Source organism: Desulfosporosinus nitroreducens (genome assembly GCF_023897015.1).
In the GTDB taxonomy this organism is placed as follows: Bacteria; Bacillota; Desulfitobacteriia; order Desulfitobacteriales; family Desulfitobacteriaceae; genus Desulfosporosinus; species Desulfosporosinus nitroreducens.
In genome coordinates this window covers 20,576-35,890 of the sequence record NZ_JAMHFY010000023.1, presented here as the reverse complement: position 1 = coordinate 35,890, position 15,315 = coordinate 20,576, and the positions used below count along the sequence as shown (strand labels likewise).

12 protein-coding genes and 2 riboswitches are annotated in these 15,315 nt (G+C 40.9%); of the genes, 7 read left to right on the top strand and 5 right to left on the bottom strand.

Annotated elements, in window-relative coordinates:
- Positions 1-320 precede the first annotated feature (320 nt).
- The 6 genes from M8E35_RS20130 to M8E35_RS20105 all read left to right on the top strand — a co-directional run bounded on the left by M8E35_RS20130 (position 321) and on the right by M8E35_RS20105 (position 9,106).
- Positions 321-1,886 carry a BCCT family transporter gene (locus tag M8E35_RS20130; protein ID WP_252471691.1) on the top strand — a complete coding sequence of 522 codons (1,566 nt, stop codon included), beginning with the start codon at positions 321-323 and terminating at the stop codon, positions 1,884-1,886.
- Between the two features lie 375 nt (positions 1,887-2,261).
- Complete coding sequence (locus M8E35_RS20125; RefSeq protein WP_252471689.1) at positions 2,262-4,310, top strand: alkaline phosphatase family protein; 2,049 nt, start codon at positions 2,262-2,264, stop codon at positions 4,308-4,310.
- Between the two features lie 164 nt (positions 4,311-4,474).
- A complete protein-coding gene (locus tag M8E35_RS20120; protein WP_252471687.1) occupies positions 4,475-4,801 on the top strand; it encodes a thioredoxin family protein in 327 nt (108 codons plus the stop codon).
- A gap of 26 nt (positions 4,802-4,827) precedes the next feature.
- Positions 4,828-6,042, top strand: a complete 1,215-nt coding sequence (locus tag M8E35_RS20115; protein WP_252471685.1) for an FAD-dependent oxidoreductase — start codon at positions 4,828-4,830, stop codon at positions 6,040-6,042.
- 173 nt (positions 6,043-6,215) lie between these two features.
- The gene (locus M8E35_RS20110) at positions 6,216-8,276 is read left to right on the top strand and encodes a methyl-accepting chemotaxis protein (protein ID WP_252471683.1); all 2,061 of its coding nucleotides are present in this window, start codon (positions 6,216-6,218) and stop codon (positions 8,274-8,276) included.
- A gap of 220 nt (positions 8,277-8,496) precedes the next feature.
- Positions 8,497-8,587: riboswitch (cyclic di-GMP riboswitch) on the top strand.
- A gap of 129 nt (positions 8,588-8,716) precedes the next feature.
- Positions 8,717-9,106 (top strand): helix-turn-helix domain-containing protein, encoded by a 390-nt coding sequence (locus M8E35_RS20105; protein WP_252471681.1) that lies wholly within the window; start codon positions 8,717-8,719, stop codon positions 9,104-9,106.
- A gap of 399 nt (positions 9,107-9,505) precedes the next feature.
- Here the strand turns inward: M8E35_RS20105 and M8E35_RS20100 are convergent, their stop codons facing one another.
- Positions 9,506-9,685, bottom strand: coding sequence for a GntT/GntP/DsdX family permease (locus M8E35_RS20100; protein WP_252471679.1), 180 nt, complete (start codon positions 9,683-9,685; stop codon positions 9,506-9,508).
- A gap of 165 nt (positions 9,686-9,850) precedes the next feature.
- Between M8E35_RS20100 and M8E35_RS20095 the strand changes: the two genes are divergently transcribed.
- Positions 9,851-10,084 (top strand): hypothetical protein, encoded by a 234-nt coding sequence (locus M8E35_RS20095; protein WP_252471678.1) that lies wholly within the window; start codon positions 9,851-9,853, stop codon positions 10,082-10,084.
- A gap of 39 nt (positions 10,085-10,123) precedes the next feature.
- Positions 10,124-10,231: riboswitch (TPP riboswitch) on the top strand.
- A 232-nt stretch (positions 10,232-10,463) separates the two neighbouring features.
- On the opposite strand, the gene M8E35_RS20090 is transcribed toward M8E35_RS20095, so the two are convergent.
- The 4 genes from M8E35_RS20090 to allB all read right to left on the bottom strand — a co-directional run bounded on the left by M8E35_RS20090 (position 10,464) and on the right by allB (position 15,271).
- Complete coding sequence (locus tag M8E35_RS20090; RefSeq protein ID WP_252471676.1) at positions 10,464-11,852, bottom strand: cbb3-type cytochrome c oxidase subunit I; 1,389 nt, start codon at positions 11,850-11,852, stop codon at positions 10,464-10,466.
- On the bottom strand, positions 11,852-12,193 hold the full coding sequence (locus M8E35_RS20085; RefSeq protein WP_309446488.1) for a c-type cytochrome: 342 nt from the start codon (positions 12,191-12,193) through the stop codon (positions 11,852-11,854). Before M8E35_RS20085 ends, M8E35_RS20090 begins: the two co-directional genes overlap by 1 nt.
- Before the next feature lie 269 nt (positions 12,194-12,462).
- Complete coding sequence (locus M8E35_RS20080) at positions 12,463-13,857, bottom strand: NCS1 family transporter (protein ID WP_252471672.1); 1,395 nt, start codon at positions 13,855-13,857, stop codon at positions 12,463-12,465.
- A gap of 61 nt (positions 13,858-13,918) precedes the next feature.
- Complete coding sequence (gene allB, locus M8E35_RS20075; protein ID WP_252471671.1) at positions 13,919-15,271, bottom strand: allantoinase AllB; 1,353 nt, start codon at positions 15,269-15,271, stop codon at positions 13,919-13,921.
- Between the last annotated feature and the right edge of the window lie 44 nt (positions 15,272-15,315).

Genomic DNA, 15,315 nt, shown 5'->3' with positions numbered 1-15,315 from the left:
ATAGTGGTTAATTGTAAGAATTTAACTATAGGAAAATTTAATAAGCCTTCTCTATATTAACTATAGGGGGCATAATCACTAAGTATTTTACAGATAAACCTATATTACCTTATAATCTGCAAATAAGTGATGGAAATCACAATTAAAGCTTAGATTATGAAGGGGGAAGAGTTAACGGTCTTATTTGGATTTATTAATTTTTATAAGTGGGGTGCCATAATATGACCCCAAGCCCTTGGAAAGACTAATTAAAGTTGATTATCGTTTCAATAGTATTTCTTAATCCGGTTCTGATTAAATCACAAGAAAGGGTGAATAACTTGTCGCAAGAGAAGTCTAAAGGTTTATATGCTCGTATTAATCCTGTTGTTTTCTGGGGTAGTGCTATTTTATGTGTTCTGTTATATGCCCCAATGCTTATTTTTGGTAAAGAGCTGCAACCTTATGTTTCATTCATATTAAAAGCTATAACCTATAATATGGACTGGTTATGGTTATTATTTGCTTTGGGTTGTGTAGTGTTTTCACTTTGGTTGGCTTTTGGCAGATATGGCAATGTAAAATTGGGCGGAAAAGATGATAAGCCTGAATTCTCAGACTTCAGCTGGATATCGATGATGTTCACTGGCGGTGTTGGAGCAGGTTTAGTGTATTGGTCCATGGCCGAGCCTATTTTTTATCTTAAGTTTCCTCCTTTCTGGGGTGAGGCATTTTCAGCACAAGCTGCGCAATTCTCTATTGCTTACGGAATATTTCACTGGGGTGTTACGGCATGGGCTATCTTTGTCCCAGGGGCCATCGCCTTTGCCTACATGATTCACGTAAGAAAAAAACCCTTCTTCTACCCAAGCTATGCTTGCAGGGGAATATTGGGGGACCGGGTAGACGGATGGCTTGGCAAAGCTATCGATATCTTTGTTATTATCGGTCTGGTAGGCGGATTAGGAACAACCTTAGGAACGGTTATACCTATGATGGCGGCTGTAAGCGCCGATATGCTGGGTATTGCGGATTCTATGACGGTAAAAGTTGCGGTCACACTGGTGGTTGCAGCGGTATTTACCTATAGTGCTTACGCCGGTTTAAATAGCGGAATTAAAAAGTTATCGGAATTAAATAGTTGGTTATGTATGGGATTATTAGCGTTTGTTATGCTTGTAGGCCCCACCTTATTTATGTTATCTTTTTATGTTGACAGCCTAGGGGTTTTGGCTACTAACTTTTTACGGATGAGTTTATATACAGATCCGATTACCAAATCCGGTTTTCCTCAAGACTGGACAGTGTTTTACTGGGCCTGGTGGGCAGCATGGGCCATGTATTTCGGATTATTTGTTGCCAGGATCTCCAAGGGGAGAACTATCAAAAATGTTGTTATAAATATGATGGTCGTAACGACAATCGGATGTTCACTGTTCTTCTTAGCGTTCGGCACCTATGCGGTAGATCTTCTGCTTAATCAAGGGATAGCACTTGATAAGACATTAGCGGATGGCGGTGCTGCGGGAATGATTTCCCAAGTCTTGCATACCTTACCCTTAACCCAAATAGTGATTCCCTATTTCTTACTTGTAATGCTTATTTTCCAAGCTACGACCATTGATTCCAATGCGTTTGTTATCTCCATGATTGCTTGCAAAGAGGTTAGGAGTGATCAGGAATCTCCTCGCTGGACAAGACTTTTCTGGTGTTCACTCCTTGCAGTGATCGGGGTGGCTATCATGATGGTGGGCGGATTACAGGTAGTTCAGCTTTCATCTGTTGCTACCAGCGTACCCATTATAGTTATTATCGTCATCTTAGGGCTGTCCCTATGCAAGATGCTCAAGGAGGATTTCGGCGGAGAAAGTAAAGTGCAAGCTGTCGATTATCCGGAAGAAGACTAATGATACGGGGCTGTCGCAGTAAGACCAGCCCGGAAAATAGCAAAAGGCGGCTTCAGCCAGAAGCTGCCTTTTGCCGTCAGATATATAATGAGGTTGAATAAGTAAAAGTATCCAAAAGAGGATGGTTGATTACGGCCATCGAAAAACTTCAACTATTAAAAATACTGATGAGCCCTAGTTAACTTAACTATACGGGGCATAATTAGTCGGTATTTTACACATAAACGCGAATTGAATATAATTCGAATTGAAAGTGAATGAAATAACAAGTTCAACAACAAAGGACTTCAGTCTTTGAGAAAGTCAATTTTTCTTCCGCTTAACTCGGAGGATGTCATAACGCTTAAGTCTAATTTATAAGAGGAGATGAGTATTTTGAAGAGAACAGCACTTACCCAAAAGTTATTGGTATTAGGTGTGGATGGTATGGACCCTAGAATTACTCGGAAGTTTTTAGCAGAAGGAAAAATGCCTAATTTACAAAAATTCATTGAACGCGGATCTGCTAGAGAAGATTTGCGTCTGCTTGGGGCAATTCCAACGATTACACCACCTTGTTGGACGACACTTGCCACCGGCGCTTATCCAGGAACCCATGGCATCACATGTTATTGGAGACAATCACCCGAAAGTCTTGATGCAGTTGTTTATAATATGGACTCTCGTAATTGCACCGCAGAACAAATTTGGAATATCACAGCTGAAGCTGGCCTAAAGACACTTGTTTGGCATTGGCCGGGGAGTTCTTGGCCCCCAACCTCTCATAGCGAAAATCTCAGTGTTGTCGACGGCACGCAACCAGGTTCCGTGAATATGGGAGTTGCTCAGCTTGACTGGGAAAAAGTAATTGTTGCTTCACCTGAGATTAAAGAAGTGCGTTATGCACCAAGGGTGGATAAACCAGCCGGTGTTGGTTGCATCATCACTGATTTGGAAGACTCCTTAGACGCAGACGTTGATGATGAAATGATGGAACTTTGGTGGGGGGATACAGCTCGTGAAGGCGGCGAAATTCGCACCTTCGTTATGGACGATGAAGATACAGAAGTAGTCATTGGCAGTAAGGTAGCTTATGATATTGTAAACTCTCCTCTCAAAGATGCTACAGGTTGGGCAAATGCTCCTGAAGGGGCTAAAGAATTCACGATCTTGACTTCTGGCGGTGTCATGAGACGCCCTGCCTTAATTCTTAAAAATGAAGCTGGCGAATACGACCGAGTGGCTATTTATAAGAATAAGAAAGCAGAAGCACCTATCGTTACGCTAGAGCGAGATAAAATGGTATCAGGTATTATTGATGATGTTACCAAGAAAGAAGTCACTAAGCCTGCCTGCCGTTCTATGAAGATCTTAGAACTTGATCCAGTTGGCAATAAAGTTAGGCTTTGGATTAGTAATGCTCTTGATATTGCTAATGACCAATTATGGCATCCGAAATCTCTCTTTGGTGAAATCGTTGAAAATGTTGGCGTGGTTCCACCTGTCAGCCTAATCGGCGGGGAAGATGCTGAATTAGTACGTGAAATCTTTGAACCTTCTTGGGTACAATACAACCAATGGCAAGCAGATTGCATGAATTATTGCATCAATGAAAAGGGCTATGAAGCAGTATTTTCCCATCTGCATAATATTGACTGTGCAGGTCATCAGTTATGGCATCTTGGGAAGACACTGTCACCCTGGGATCATACTGATGAGAAAACCTATCAAGGGTTTATCGAAAAATTCTATATCCAAACAGATGATTATCTTGGCGAATTCATGCATTTATTAGATGAAGGTTGGACTGTGTTAGTTCTAAGTGATCATGGTCTGATTGTTGGAGAAAACGTACCTCCTATTATTGGAGAATATGGTGGCCTCAATACAAAGGTTATGGAAGACCTGGGCTATACCGTCATGAAAAAAGACGAAAATGGGAATTCCATAAGAGAAGTCGATTGGGAGAAGACAAGGGCCGTTCAGATTCGCAGTAACTATATTTATCTCAATATCAAAGGACGTGACAAATATGGAATTGTGGATCCGAAAGATAAATATGATTTAGAAGAACAAATCATCTCTGATTTGTATAATTACAGAGATGACAGGACGGGTAAACGTGTTATTGGCATCTGCCTTAGAAACAAAGATGCTGTGTTAATTGGTGCTAATGGACCAGAATGTGGAGATATTTTCTTCTCGGTTGAAGAAGGCTACAATCGATTGCATGGCGATAGTATTTCAACTTCAGAAGGATACTTTGAGACATCCGTTTCGCCGATCTTTGTGGCTGCAGGTAACGGTATTAAGCCTGGATTTACAACAGAGCGTACAATCCGACAAGTTGACGTTGCACCTTCGGTCTCGGTATTGCTAGGTTTGCGTTACCCTGCACAGTGTGAAGGCGCTCCAATTTACCAGATCTTCTCCGAAGATGTTTAAGTAAGTGCACTATGCGCAGCTATCAGAAGGAAGCACTCTGATAGCTGTTGCTATTTAAAATAGGAGTGAAAGCGGTCATAGTAATCATAAAAGGTCTGGGAAAACTGTTGCTGTATGATTATTATAGACAAAAAATAATGTTGATTTTAAGGAGTGGAAAAAATATGTCTTTGCAACAACTAAACTCAACCGGTTTTGAGGAAATTATCTATGATAATTGTGAACCCTGTTTAGTTATCTTTTCTAAAAAAGAATGTCATGTATGTAAAGAAGTCGTTCCAATGTTAGAAGAATTGAAACCTCAATATGATGGGAAATTTGGGTTCTATTATGTTGATGTTGAAGAAGATAAGGAATTATTCCAACGGTTTTCATTAAAAGGTGTTCCGCAGATCCTCTTTTTCAATAATGGTGAGTATCAAGGAAAACTTGCCGGTAAAGTTGAGGAAGAAAGCGTTGAAGAGAAAATCGCAGAAGTCCTTGGAGTGTAATCAAATTTAAAGGGGATGTAGAAGACATGGCTAATAGTTATGATTTGATTATTATCGGAGGTGGTCCTGCTGGACTTTCCGCTGCTATTTATGGCGGCAGGGCTAAGCTTAAGACCTTAGTAATCAATAAAGGGACGATCGGCGGTTTAGCGGATACAACTAGGGAAATCGTCAATTATCCTGGATATATCCAAGTCAGTGGACCGGATCTTATGAAAGATTTCAAGAAACATGCTGAGCATTTTAACGTTGAATTTTTAAAAGAAGAGGTTGTTAGTGTAGATTTCTCTCAAGAAGAAAAAATAATTAGAACGAAGAAAGGCAAAGAACTATCTGCTAAAGCTGTTATTCTTGCCTGTGGCAGTGAACCGAGAATTTTAAATATCCCAGGAGAAAAAACACTCCGAGGGAGTGGAGTAGCGTACTGTGCGACCTGTGATGCGGAGTTTTTTGAAGGGGAAGATGTTGTCGTCGTTGGAAGTGGTGACCAGGCCATTGAAGAAGGTATGTACATCACCAAGTTTGCCCGTAAAGTGACCGTGATTGTTTTACATGATGAAGGAGTTCTTGATTGTAATAAAGTAAGTGCAGAAAGAGCTTTTAATAATGAAAAAATGGAGTTTATCTGGAACTCAACAATTGAAGCAGTTCTTGGGGAAGAAAATGTGGAAGGGGTAAAAATTAAGAATCTAAAAACAGGCGGTTCATCTGAACTTACCTGTCAGGGTGTATTCTTCTTCGTCGGTATGATTCCATCAACGCATTTTCTCAAAGATAGTGGACTTGAAACGGATACGAGAGGGTATATTCCCGTCAATGAAGGTATGGAAACGAACCTTGAAGGGATTTATGCCGTCGGTGACAATCGAGTAAAATATTTAAGACAAGTTGTCTCCGCAGCAGGGGATGGCGCGACTGCGGCTGTAGTAGCTGAACGTTACATTGAAGAACTAAATTATTTTAATTCCAATATTATTCAAAGTGATAAAAAGATATTATTATTATTTTTCAATGTCTTAGTCAATGAAAGCTTAGAATTCAGCACCTTATTGGAAGGGCTCATTAGTGAAAATGGTGATGAATATAAAATATTCAAAGTTGATATGGCAACAAAGAAGAGTCTTGCTGGAAAATATCAAATAGAAAAGGTACCCGCAGTTGTTGTACTAGATAAAGGGGAAGAAGTCAAACGTTTGGACTGCAGTATGGATAAAGAGCAGCTTAAATCTCAATTATCCTAGCCTCTATTTCTTGTGGAGAAAGAAGGAGTGCCGACAGTAATCTGATCAAATTAATAATACACATTAGTGCGTAATTCAGTGAAGATCCTGAATAGTGCAAACTTGTTATATTATGTGACATAAACGTTTATTAGTTTGTGGTTACGTCGGACTTATGTGGAGGGGGTATATGGATGAAATTTAAAAGCATCCGAACTCAGTTTTTAGCGATTTCGATAATAATTGTTATAATTTCCCTAACAGCTGTTGACGGTATTGCAAGTTACTATATTAACCAACAGGCTAAAAATGATTATTTTAGTAATTCGAACGAACAAATGAAAATTGCCGAAAAATCAATCAAAATCTTTTATGATCAGATTGATAAAGACATTAATATGATGGCTTCAAATCCATTGGTTATGGGAGCAAGCAACGGCATTACGTCCTATGCCAACAATACTGAAAAAGTCAAAATGACCCCTTCGCAAAATGGTGGATTAGAGCAAGAGATTTATGACATTTTTGATCACTATGCAAAAAATCATCCAGGCACGATGTACGTTTATTTTGGCACGGAAAATGGGACTTACCTACAGTGGCCTGAAACCGAACTGCCTGCGAATTTCAATCCGCCTGAAAAAGGATGGTATAAAATTGGCTTAAGCGGAAGCGGGTCAATTGTTAGAACCGAGCCCTACGTTGATGGAATTTCTAATGCTATGATCACGAGCAATGTAAGGTCTTTTGTAGACACGAATGGAAATCTGTTGGGCACAATTGGAATCGATGTGGAGCAGTCCGTCATCAGTGATATGTTGAACTCCATGAAGACCGGGGAAACAGGATTTTCGATGATCGTCCATAATACAGGAGTTGTTTTAGCGGATGGAAACAACTCCGAAAATAACTTTAAAAAACTGGAAGAAATTCAGATAGCGGGACTAAACAAGCTAGTGTCTGAAGATTTACAGTCCTTCGATGTAACTATTGAAGGACAAAAATACATAGTTAATCCCTATAAAGTATCGGGAACGGACTGGATTTTAGCATCCTTTATGTCTGAGCACGAATTAACTGAAGGTGCAAGAAGTATATCCTATATGGTTTTGGTTGTTTCTGTCATCATGCTTCTGATCACAATTTTATTCATTACGATAACGACAAAGAAAATCACGACACCGATTATTCAATCGTCTCAATATTTAATGCTTGTTGCCGGTGGGGACTTCTCACAAGAGATCAACCCTAAATTCCTGGCCCGAAAAGATGAGATCGGCTCAATTACGAACGCCATCAATGATATGAAAAATTCGATTAAACAGTTGGTTAATAATATTAAGAACGAATCGTCAGCCATCGAAGAGGAAGTACACGATGCCATGGACAACGTGATTACTCTAACCTCGAGCTTGGAAGAGATCTCTGCTACAACTGAGGAGTTGGCTGCAAGTATGGAAGAAACTTCTGCCACTACTGAAGAAATGTCAGCAACGACTCAGGAAATAGAAAAAGCGGTTCAATTAATCTCGGAAAAGTCTCAACATGGTGCAACCTCGTCAAGGGAAATCACCAAGCGAGCGGAAGATACTAAAAAGAACGTCAATATCGCTCGAAAGAAAGCAGAAGATATATTTATCGATACTCGAGAAAAACTGGAGAAGGCGATTATAGAATCACAGGTCGTCAGTCAAATCAATTTATTAACGGAAGCCATTATGCAAATCACCGAACAAACTAACCTATTAGCCTTAAATGCCGCAATTGAAGCTGCAAGAGCAGGTGAAGCCGGGAGAGGGTTCTCGGTTGTTTCAGAAGAAATACGAAAACTTGCAGAGCAATCAAAGGGAGCGGTAATGCAAATACAGGAAGTTACGACAAAAGTAACAAGCGCGGTCGATAATCTCTCCCGAAATTCTAATGGATTGCTGTCTTTTGTGACTGTCGATGTAAATAATGATTATCAGGTTATGTTGGAGGTAGCAGAAAAATACAGCGAGGATGCGAACTTCGTAGATGGGCTTGTAGCTGATTTTAGTGCCACATCTGAACAACTTCTGATGTCTATACAAAACATATCGCATGCTATTGATGGGGTAGCCCAAGCAGCCAATCAAGGTGCAAGTGGAACGACAGATATTGCAAATAGGGCGACTGAGGTAAACATTAAATCCTATGATGTTAAAGAACAGATCCTGAGAGCTAAAGAAAGTGCTAATAAATTACAAGAAGATATCAAGAGATTTAAAATATAATGCAAAGCCTTGAAGGGCATATCATAATGTGATATGCCCACAAGGCTTTTTGCATTATAAAGAAGATTCAAAGTAAAGTAAAAAAACATTTAAAGTTATTGGTAAATATGTTAAAATACCTCACGAGAGGTTTTTTAACAAAATACGACATCATTTAACACGGTTTTGTCTTTCTAAATAAAATACCCATATATTAGCTATTTTATTTAGAGAAAAATCGTTCTGATAAAGGCAAAGCATCTGAAAAGGTGTGACGCAAAGCCATGGGTCTACAGCAGTACAATTACTGCCATGATTGCCAGGTTGCCGGAGAAGAAATTAGAGCCCCAGCCGGGACTAAGTTCTCTGGTATGGAGTTCTTTTTGTTTTCTCTCCTTTAAATTAGGTTTGGATAATGTTGACTGTATTTAATCACTGATCTTACAAGGGAGGTTTTGAATATGAATAAAGTTGTCCATCAGTTACGTACAGCCAGGGAAGCTAAAGGAATGGAGCTGAAAGAGGTCGAGGAAATTACTAAGATTCGCACTAAATACCTGCAAGCATTGGAAGATGGGGACTACGGCGTTCTTCCCGGAGGGGTCTACACGGTAGGATTTTTGCGTTCTTATGCTCGTTACCTTGACTTAGACGCAGACAATTTAGTAAATACCTTTAGAATGGAAGCAACCGCTGCTAAATTAGAAACCACTTTCGATAATACTTTACAAGAAACAAATAGGCCGTATCGAGAGCAATCTTTACTAATAAGGATTTCACAATTCTACAGGGAGGCAGCTGATATATTTAGATTTTTAAAGACAAGCAGGATGGAGCAGTCAAAAAGATAGAAGGAGAATTACTTTTCTAAGATTGTTTTTGGAAAGACCTGCTGCTTCTTTTGTAGGCTTAGATAAGTGCGCCGCTCGTTCCCTAAATAACTCCGGAATTTTCGGAAAATAATATAAATTTTTAAAAACACCTTGAGGTAGATATTGATGTAGATCTCAAGGCTTTTTTGTATGTAAAAATGAATACCTCGCATCAATCGGATATGATAACACATATCTAAAAGATACGAGGTGCTGTACTCAACCTACGTCCGGCAGAGTTGTTATCGTGTGAAGGTCGTTTGTTATACAGTCAGGAATAAAGACATGATCCAAACTGCAATTATTGCGGCCACACTTCCTATTGCGGAACCGACTGAGACCAGCGAATAGCCTTCTTTCATAGAGAGATCGTTGGACTTAAGAAACGGAAAGGAGCAAGGCGACTAAGAAGGGCACGAACACAGCTGGCAGGGAAGTGGCAGCGATCAGAGTGCCCAGATACGTCCCTACGCCGGAGGCCTTGAGAACTGCACCGAAAGCTCCTGCCGCCCCGGTAGCTAGAATAATAAATCCCTGAGCTTTCAACAGCCCTGTCAAACCAGACCTGACGTATATTGAAGCTTCTTGACAGAAGATTTTTTTAGGTTAATATTAAGAGCAATCGCAAGTTTCTAGAGAAACAAAAAAGTGGAAGATTAGGTAACGGCGCAAATTATAGTATGATATTACAAGTGTCACAGAGATTTATGGAGGTGTAATGCTATGGAAGTAAAGATTGATAATTTTCTTGAAAATATATTTGGCAATCCTATGTTTCTGTATGTTAATTTATTTCTAGGCTTGGCGCTTGTCGCAGCTGGAGCAATCCTTTTGAAAAAGAATCAATCAAAAGGTAAAAAGACTGTCGGTATAATTTGTACAGGCATCGGTATAGTCGCAGGTTTATTTAACCTTGTGCGAATATTACTAGAACATCGATTCATCTGGAAGAATTGAAATTCTTCCTAGTAAGAAGTATACTTAAGCATGTATATTTTATTAAACATCGGGAGCTTAATGAACAGGCTGAGAGTACGACTAAAGTCGTAGACCGATTGAACCTGTTGGGTAATGCCAGCGTAGGGAATGTTATTTTAGTCAATAGCACTTTGCCTAGGCAAAGTGTTTTTTATTTTGGAAAAAGGGATTTGAGAAAAATGAGTATCTTCCATGGCATCACCTCCTTTCGGAGGAATGCCGACCGCCTGGAAGCCTTTTCCGTTACTAAATTTATTTTAGCATATGAGCATTCTGAATGGAGTGCTTTTTATTTTACCCTGTTTAGTAGATGCGCTTCACTCCGGTAACTTCGGCGCTCAGAGAGTTTCAGATTTGGCTACCTGTAAGACCTCGTTGCCTGCCAGGCCTTAAAAATACGCCAAGAAAGCAATAGGTCCCCGAGAGTGAATATCGCTCCGCCCAGTGCCCGTATACTTAAATATGGGTTAAGGATGAAACGTACTTGCATAAAGTCCATACCCAGGACTCTCCAAAAATAAGTCTCCATGAAACCGGCAACCAGCAGGGCTGAGGACATAATGATCAGTCCGCTGTTAAGTAAAATTACTGCCAGGACTCCACCCTTATACCCTTTGAGTGTAGGCTCGCTGCCCTGACTCAGGATGTAATAACACCCAGCCAAAACCGCAAAACCCAGGCTTCCAAATAAGGCTAAATGGGCATGCCCGGAAGTAATATACGTCCCATGGGTGTAAAGATTAATCCAAGGAACGGTAAGAAATAGACCTAAGAGGGAAGCACCGGTTATATGATGAAATACACTGCTGAGCAGCAACCACAAGGTAAGTTTTTCCCGATTACTCCTAATTTTAGTGGATTTCAGTCCTTTATAGGTCATGCGAACCAACATACCCACAGGAATGACCTCTACCAAGCTGACTAATGAACCAAGTACTAACCAAACAGCGGGAAAACCAATCCAGTAGTAGTGATGTCCGGTACCGTACAAGCCTCCGACGACCGCTAAAACGGCTTCTAGATAAAGCCACTTTTCAACCTCTGTACGAGGAGCTAGACCTGAGACAATGAAATACGTGGCAATGAAGCCGGCGGATGTTAGTTCGAAGGCCATTTCTTCCCACAAGTGAACTACCCAGAACTTGGTAGCTTCATCAGTGATCGGATTGCTAAAGGTAATGGTGTTCGGCAACAATAGTAACATCAGAAATATGACTCCCACTGTCATTGTTGCGGCAGCCGGCGTAATATTCCTTTTATCTGTCATCAATGTTCGGACAAGGTTATAGGAAGCCAGAATTAGAGATATACATATGCCAACGTATAAAATGGGGATTCCTTCAAGATATTCTCGACCATTACCAATCCGCAGGGCTAAAGTGCTAAAGATACCTAAGCTGAAAAACATAACCACCCAATACTGCCAGCGGGCCAGACGGGGGGAGTAGATCTCCCTGTTGAGTTCAGCAGTGGTAAAAAAGTAAACCATGCCCATGGTGCCAATTAGGGGCCAAAGAACGGCCAAGGCCAAGTGGATTGCTCTACCGTACTCAAAGGGAATCGGTGAGGGTAAATCCGGTATTACTAATTCCAATGCGCCCAGTGAGGCTACCACACTTTGCAGGGCAAATAGACTTACTGCCGAAAAACAATATCTGCGACTGATCTTTTGGGCAATAAATTGCTTTTTTCGAGCACTAGATTTATCAATTTTACCTCTAAAAAAAAACCGCTTGAACAACTTCATTAGTTCTCCTCCACTTCTTCTTGCTGAGGAGGCCACCCCAAAGTGGGTATGGTGTGAACAAACTCTAGGTAGTTCACTAGATTCTCTGCATCTGCTTCATTGAGAGCCGGGTGACGGGTGTATTTGTTGGGACGCATCACCGGCGGTTGGACAAGATAGTTAACGAGGTATTCCGAAGTCTCCTGAGCGGTAATATGAGTCAAATCGTCCGCTTCATATCCGCCGTGTCCAAACAGGGTGTGACAGCTTACGCAATTATTTCTTTGCCAGACAGACTTTCCGGCTTCAGCCTGTTCAGGCACGGGAGACGGAAGTCTTGACGATATTAGTGTAATCGCCACAAATAATATCCAGGATAATATGCTTAGTAACAAGAAACTCCGTAGCTTCAAGAGGCTTCCTTCCAATTCTATTAGAATAATATTATGGTAGTATTTGCCAAAAACATGATAGTATACAGTTTTTAATAAAGTTCGATAAATCTTATATGTCGTTTTCAATAGGGCACAGGAGATAACCCATAATACAAAAAATCCCTGGAGCCAAGTTTATGGCATTCCAGGGATTTATAAGTGTAAATGGGTCTTAATCAATAAAAGATATACAATTATTACTCAAATATCGTACCCTTTTTGAATTTGGAATCTTTAAATGCATACTTCATGAGAAGAATATAGGCAATGCCTGCCACAACAACACCGATAATCCAGGCCAGCTCGACTTTTGTAAAGGCGGCTCCAGCTCCGATAAGCATAGCAAGCACCGCTGCTGGGTTATATCCGGCAAATGGACCGTCTTCCTCGTACAAATCTGCAACATTTACTTTTTGCTTTCTTAATATATAGTATTCGATTAATAAGATTGAAACAATCGGGCCTAAAAATGCGGAATAGATAAGAATGAACATCCCAAGACCCTTTGCCGAAGAATCCTGTACAAGCACCCAAGGGAAGGAGCATAACGCAAGTAGTCCGGTTATGGTAACAGCCACTTTATATTTCAATTTTGTAATTAATGTAATAACATAGGTTGGCGGAATAATATTGGCAACCATATTTACGGCAATCGCACCCATAACAATAAACGCAGATACAAAGACTGTAATATAAGGGTTGTTTACCACGATTGCAAATGCTTTCACAGGATTAGAGATGCCAGTAGCGGAAGCAAGCATCGCGCCGATTGCGAGTACGAATCCGTATGCTATTAAGATAGGCATAAAGTACAAAAATCCGCGTTTTGCATCACTAATACCAGATTTTAGCTCTCTCGAATAGTCCGCAGCGCTTAAAAAGATAGCTGCATAATTCCCCATAAACATCATTATGAAGGCAAAGAACGGCAAGCCCCATGAACCTTTTGCTTGAATCCATTTTTCTGCAATAACAGCGCTGTGGGATGTTAGAAGGACGCCAAATACATAAACAAGAGCGAGCATAATGACAATAGACGTCAGGGATTCCACCCATTTAATAGCATGGAAGCCGTACAGCGAAAGCCCGATTTGCACTAACTGAAGCAGAACAAAGCAAATAAAAACATTATCAAAGGCGCCGCCTGTAAGGATCTTCGCGATTTCGTTTAAGGCAGTACCGCCAATCCAACTTTGAAATCCATACCACACGATGGCGGGGATACCGCGCAAAAGTGATGATATGACGGAGCCTTTCACTCCGAAGGACATTCTAAGTTGTACAACATAGGGTATACCCGTTCTGTATCCGAGCCTGTCATTTAAAGCAAAGATAGTTGAAATAATCCCAATTGCTATGATCGCTGCGGCAAATGTCTGAAACATGTTTAACGTTGCGATTCCTGCAACAACCAAACTGGCTCCAAGCGTCATGTTGCCTAAATTGACACCGTCTCCAATCCACATGAACATATAGTCTATGGGACCTACCGTCCTACCCTTTTCGGTTTTCGGAATTAGTGATTCATCCACACCCGCAGCATGTTGGATCTGCGTCTCTTTTATGACGTTACTTTCTGTATTAGTAGACATCGTTATACACCCAACTCCTTCTCTTTTTTAGTGTTCACCGTAGTTCTAGGTCATATGTCGTTTACAAATTAGGTCTTAGATGTCTGCCAATAGGCTTAGATACAATCTTTCCATCTTTAAAAATAGTTGTTCCCCTAAGAATTGTTTGTGTGACTGTCCCGCGGAAGCGGTCACCAACATAAGGGCTTACTTGGTGCTTATAGAAAAGAGACTCCGCCTGCAATATAAATTCCTTATTCAAGTCTACCAGCGCAAAGTCCCCTTCGCAGCCAAGAGCAATTTTCCCCTTACCTTGAATTTTAAATATCTCGTTGACATTTTGCGAAGTTAATTTTGCAATAGCCTCAAGTGCAACCTTTCTATTATGGCAAGCATGCGTCAGCAGGGCTGGAAGTGTTGTTTGGCAAGCAGAGATTCCACCCCAAACCTTTAAAAATTCTCCGTCCTTCAGCTTCGGGTCGCAGGGAGAATGGTCGGAGGAAACGAAAGCTATCTCGCCATTTAATAGTTTTGCCCACATCTTAGTTTGGTTTTCAGTATTGCGAATAGGAGGTGAGCATTTAGCAACTGTTCCCATCCTTTCTACATCGTCATCTGTAAGAATTAAATAATGGCCAATTGTTTCACAGCAGACGTCAACCCCTCTGTTTCTTGCCTGTGTAACGAGCTCGATTGCCTTCGCTGTGCTGATGTGAGCGATAATTAATTTACAGCCGGTTTCCTCGGCAAGTGAAATCATGCGGGAGACGTTTTCTATTTCCGTAATTGGCGGGCGGGCTGCAAAATAATCCCGTACGGTTGTTTTGTTATTGGAAAGGGCGATGGACGTCAAATCTCTTGTGATTTCATTATTCTCACAATGGACCATAAGCGGCAAGCCAAGCTTTGCTAATTTTTCCATGCCCACAAGAGCTGTAAAATCGTCCATTCTTTCAAATTCATCAATACCGCTATTGCAGGAAAATGCTTTAAACCCTATTACGCCACATTCTGCAAGCTCTTCAAGTTTATCCAAATTTTTGGGAGTCAGTCCGCCCCAAAATCCATAATCAACTAAAGAGTCCTTCTGGGCCACAGCAAGCTTGGCATTAAAGTTTTTGGCGTCAAGAGTGCATGGGCTGCAATTAAGCGGCATATCAAAGTACGCAACCCCGCCGCCTGCTGCCAGAGCACTGCTTCCGGTTGTGATGGTTTCCCAATCTGTTCTTCCCGGATCATTAAAATGTACATGTCCGTCTGTTGTGCCGGGAAATACATAGTTTCCTGTTGCGTCAATTATCTCTTTTGCATCTCCGGATATTTCTTCGGCAATTTCTACAATTTTTTCATCACAAACAGCAACATCCGCTTTTTTTACGCCATCCGGGCAAACAAGAATCCCGTTTCGAAGGATTACATCAAAACGCTTGCTCATTAGTTATTCCCCCTTGTTTACTATCATTTGCATGCCTATAAGCC

Excerpts from the sequence above, each read along its gene's own strand:
- M8E35_RS20120 (WP_252471687.1), top strand. The coding sequence starts at position 4,475 with ATGTCTTTGCAACAACTAAACTCAACCGGTTTTGAGGAAATTATCTAT.
- M8E35_RS20115 (WP_252471685.1), top strand. The coding sequence starts at position 4,828 with ATGGCTAATAGTTATGATTTGATTATTATCGGAGGTGGTCCTGCTGGA.
- M8E35_RS20110 (WP_252471683.1), top strand. The coding sequence starts at position 6,216 with ATGAAATTTAAAAGCATCCGAACTCAGTTTTTAGCGATTTCGATAATA.
- M8E35_RS20105 (WP_252471681.1), top strand. The coding sequence starts at position 8,717 with ATGAATAAAGTTGTCCATCAGTTACGTACAGCCAGGGAAGCTAAAGGA.
- M8E35_RS20095 (WP_252471678.1), top strand. The coding sequence starts at position 9,851 with ATGGAAGTAAAGATTGATAATTTTCTTGAAAATATATTTGGCAATCCT.
- M8E35_RS20090 (WP_252471676.1), bottom strand. The coding sequence starts at position 11,852 with ATGAAGTTGTTCAAGCGGTTTTTTTTTAGAGGTAAAATTGATAAATCT.
- M8E35_RS20080 (WP_252471672.1), bottom strand. The coding sequence starts at position 13,857 with ATGTCTACTAATACAGAAAGTAACGTCATAAAAGAGACGCAGATCCAA.
- allB (WP_252471671.1), bottom strand. The coding sequence starts at position 15,271 with ATGAGCAAGCGTTTTGATGTAATCCTTCGAAACGGGATTCTTGTTTGC.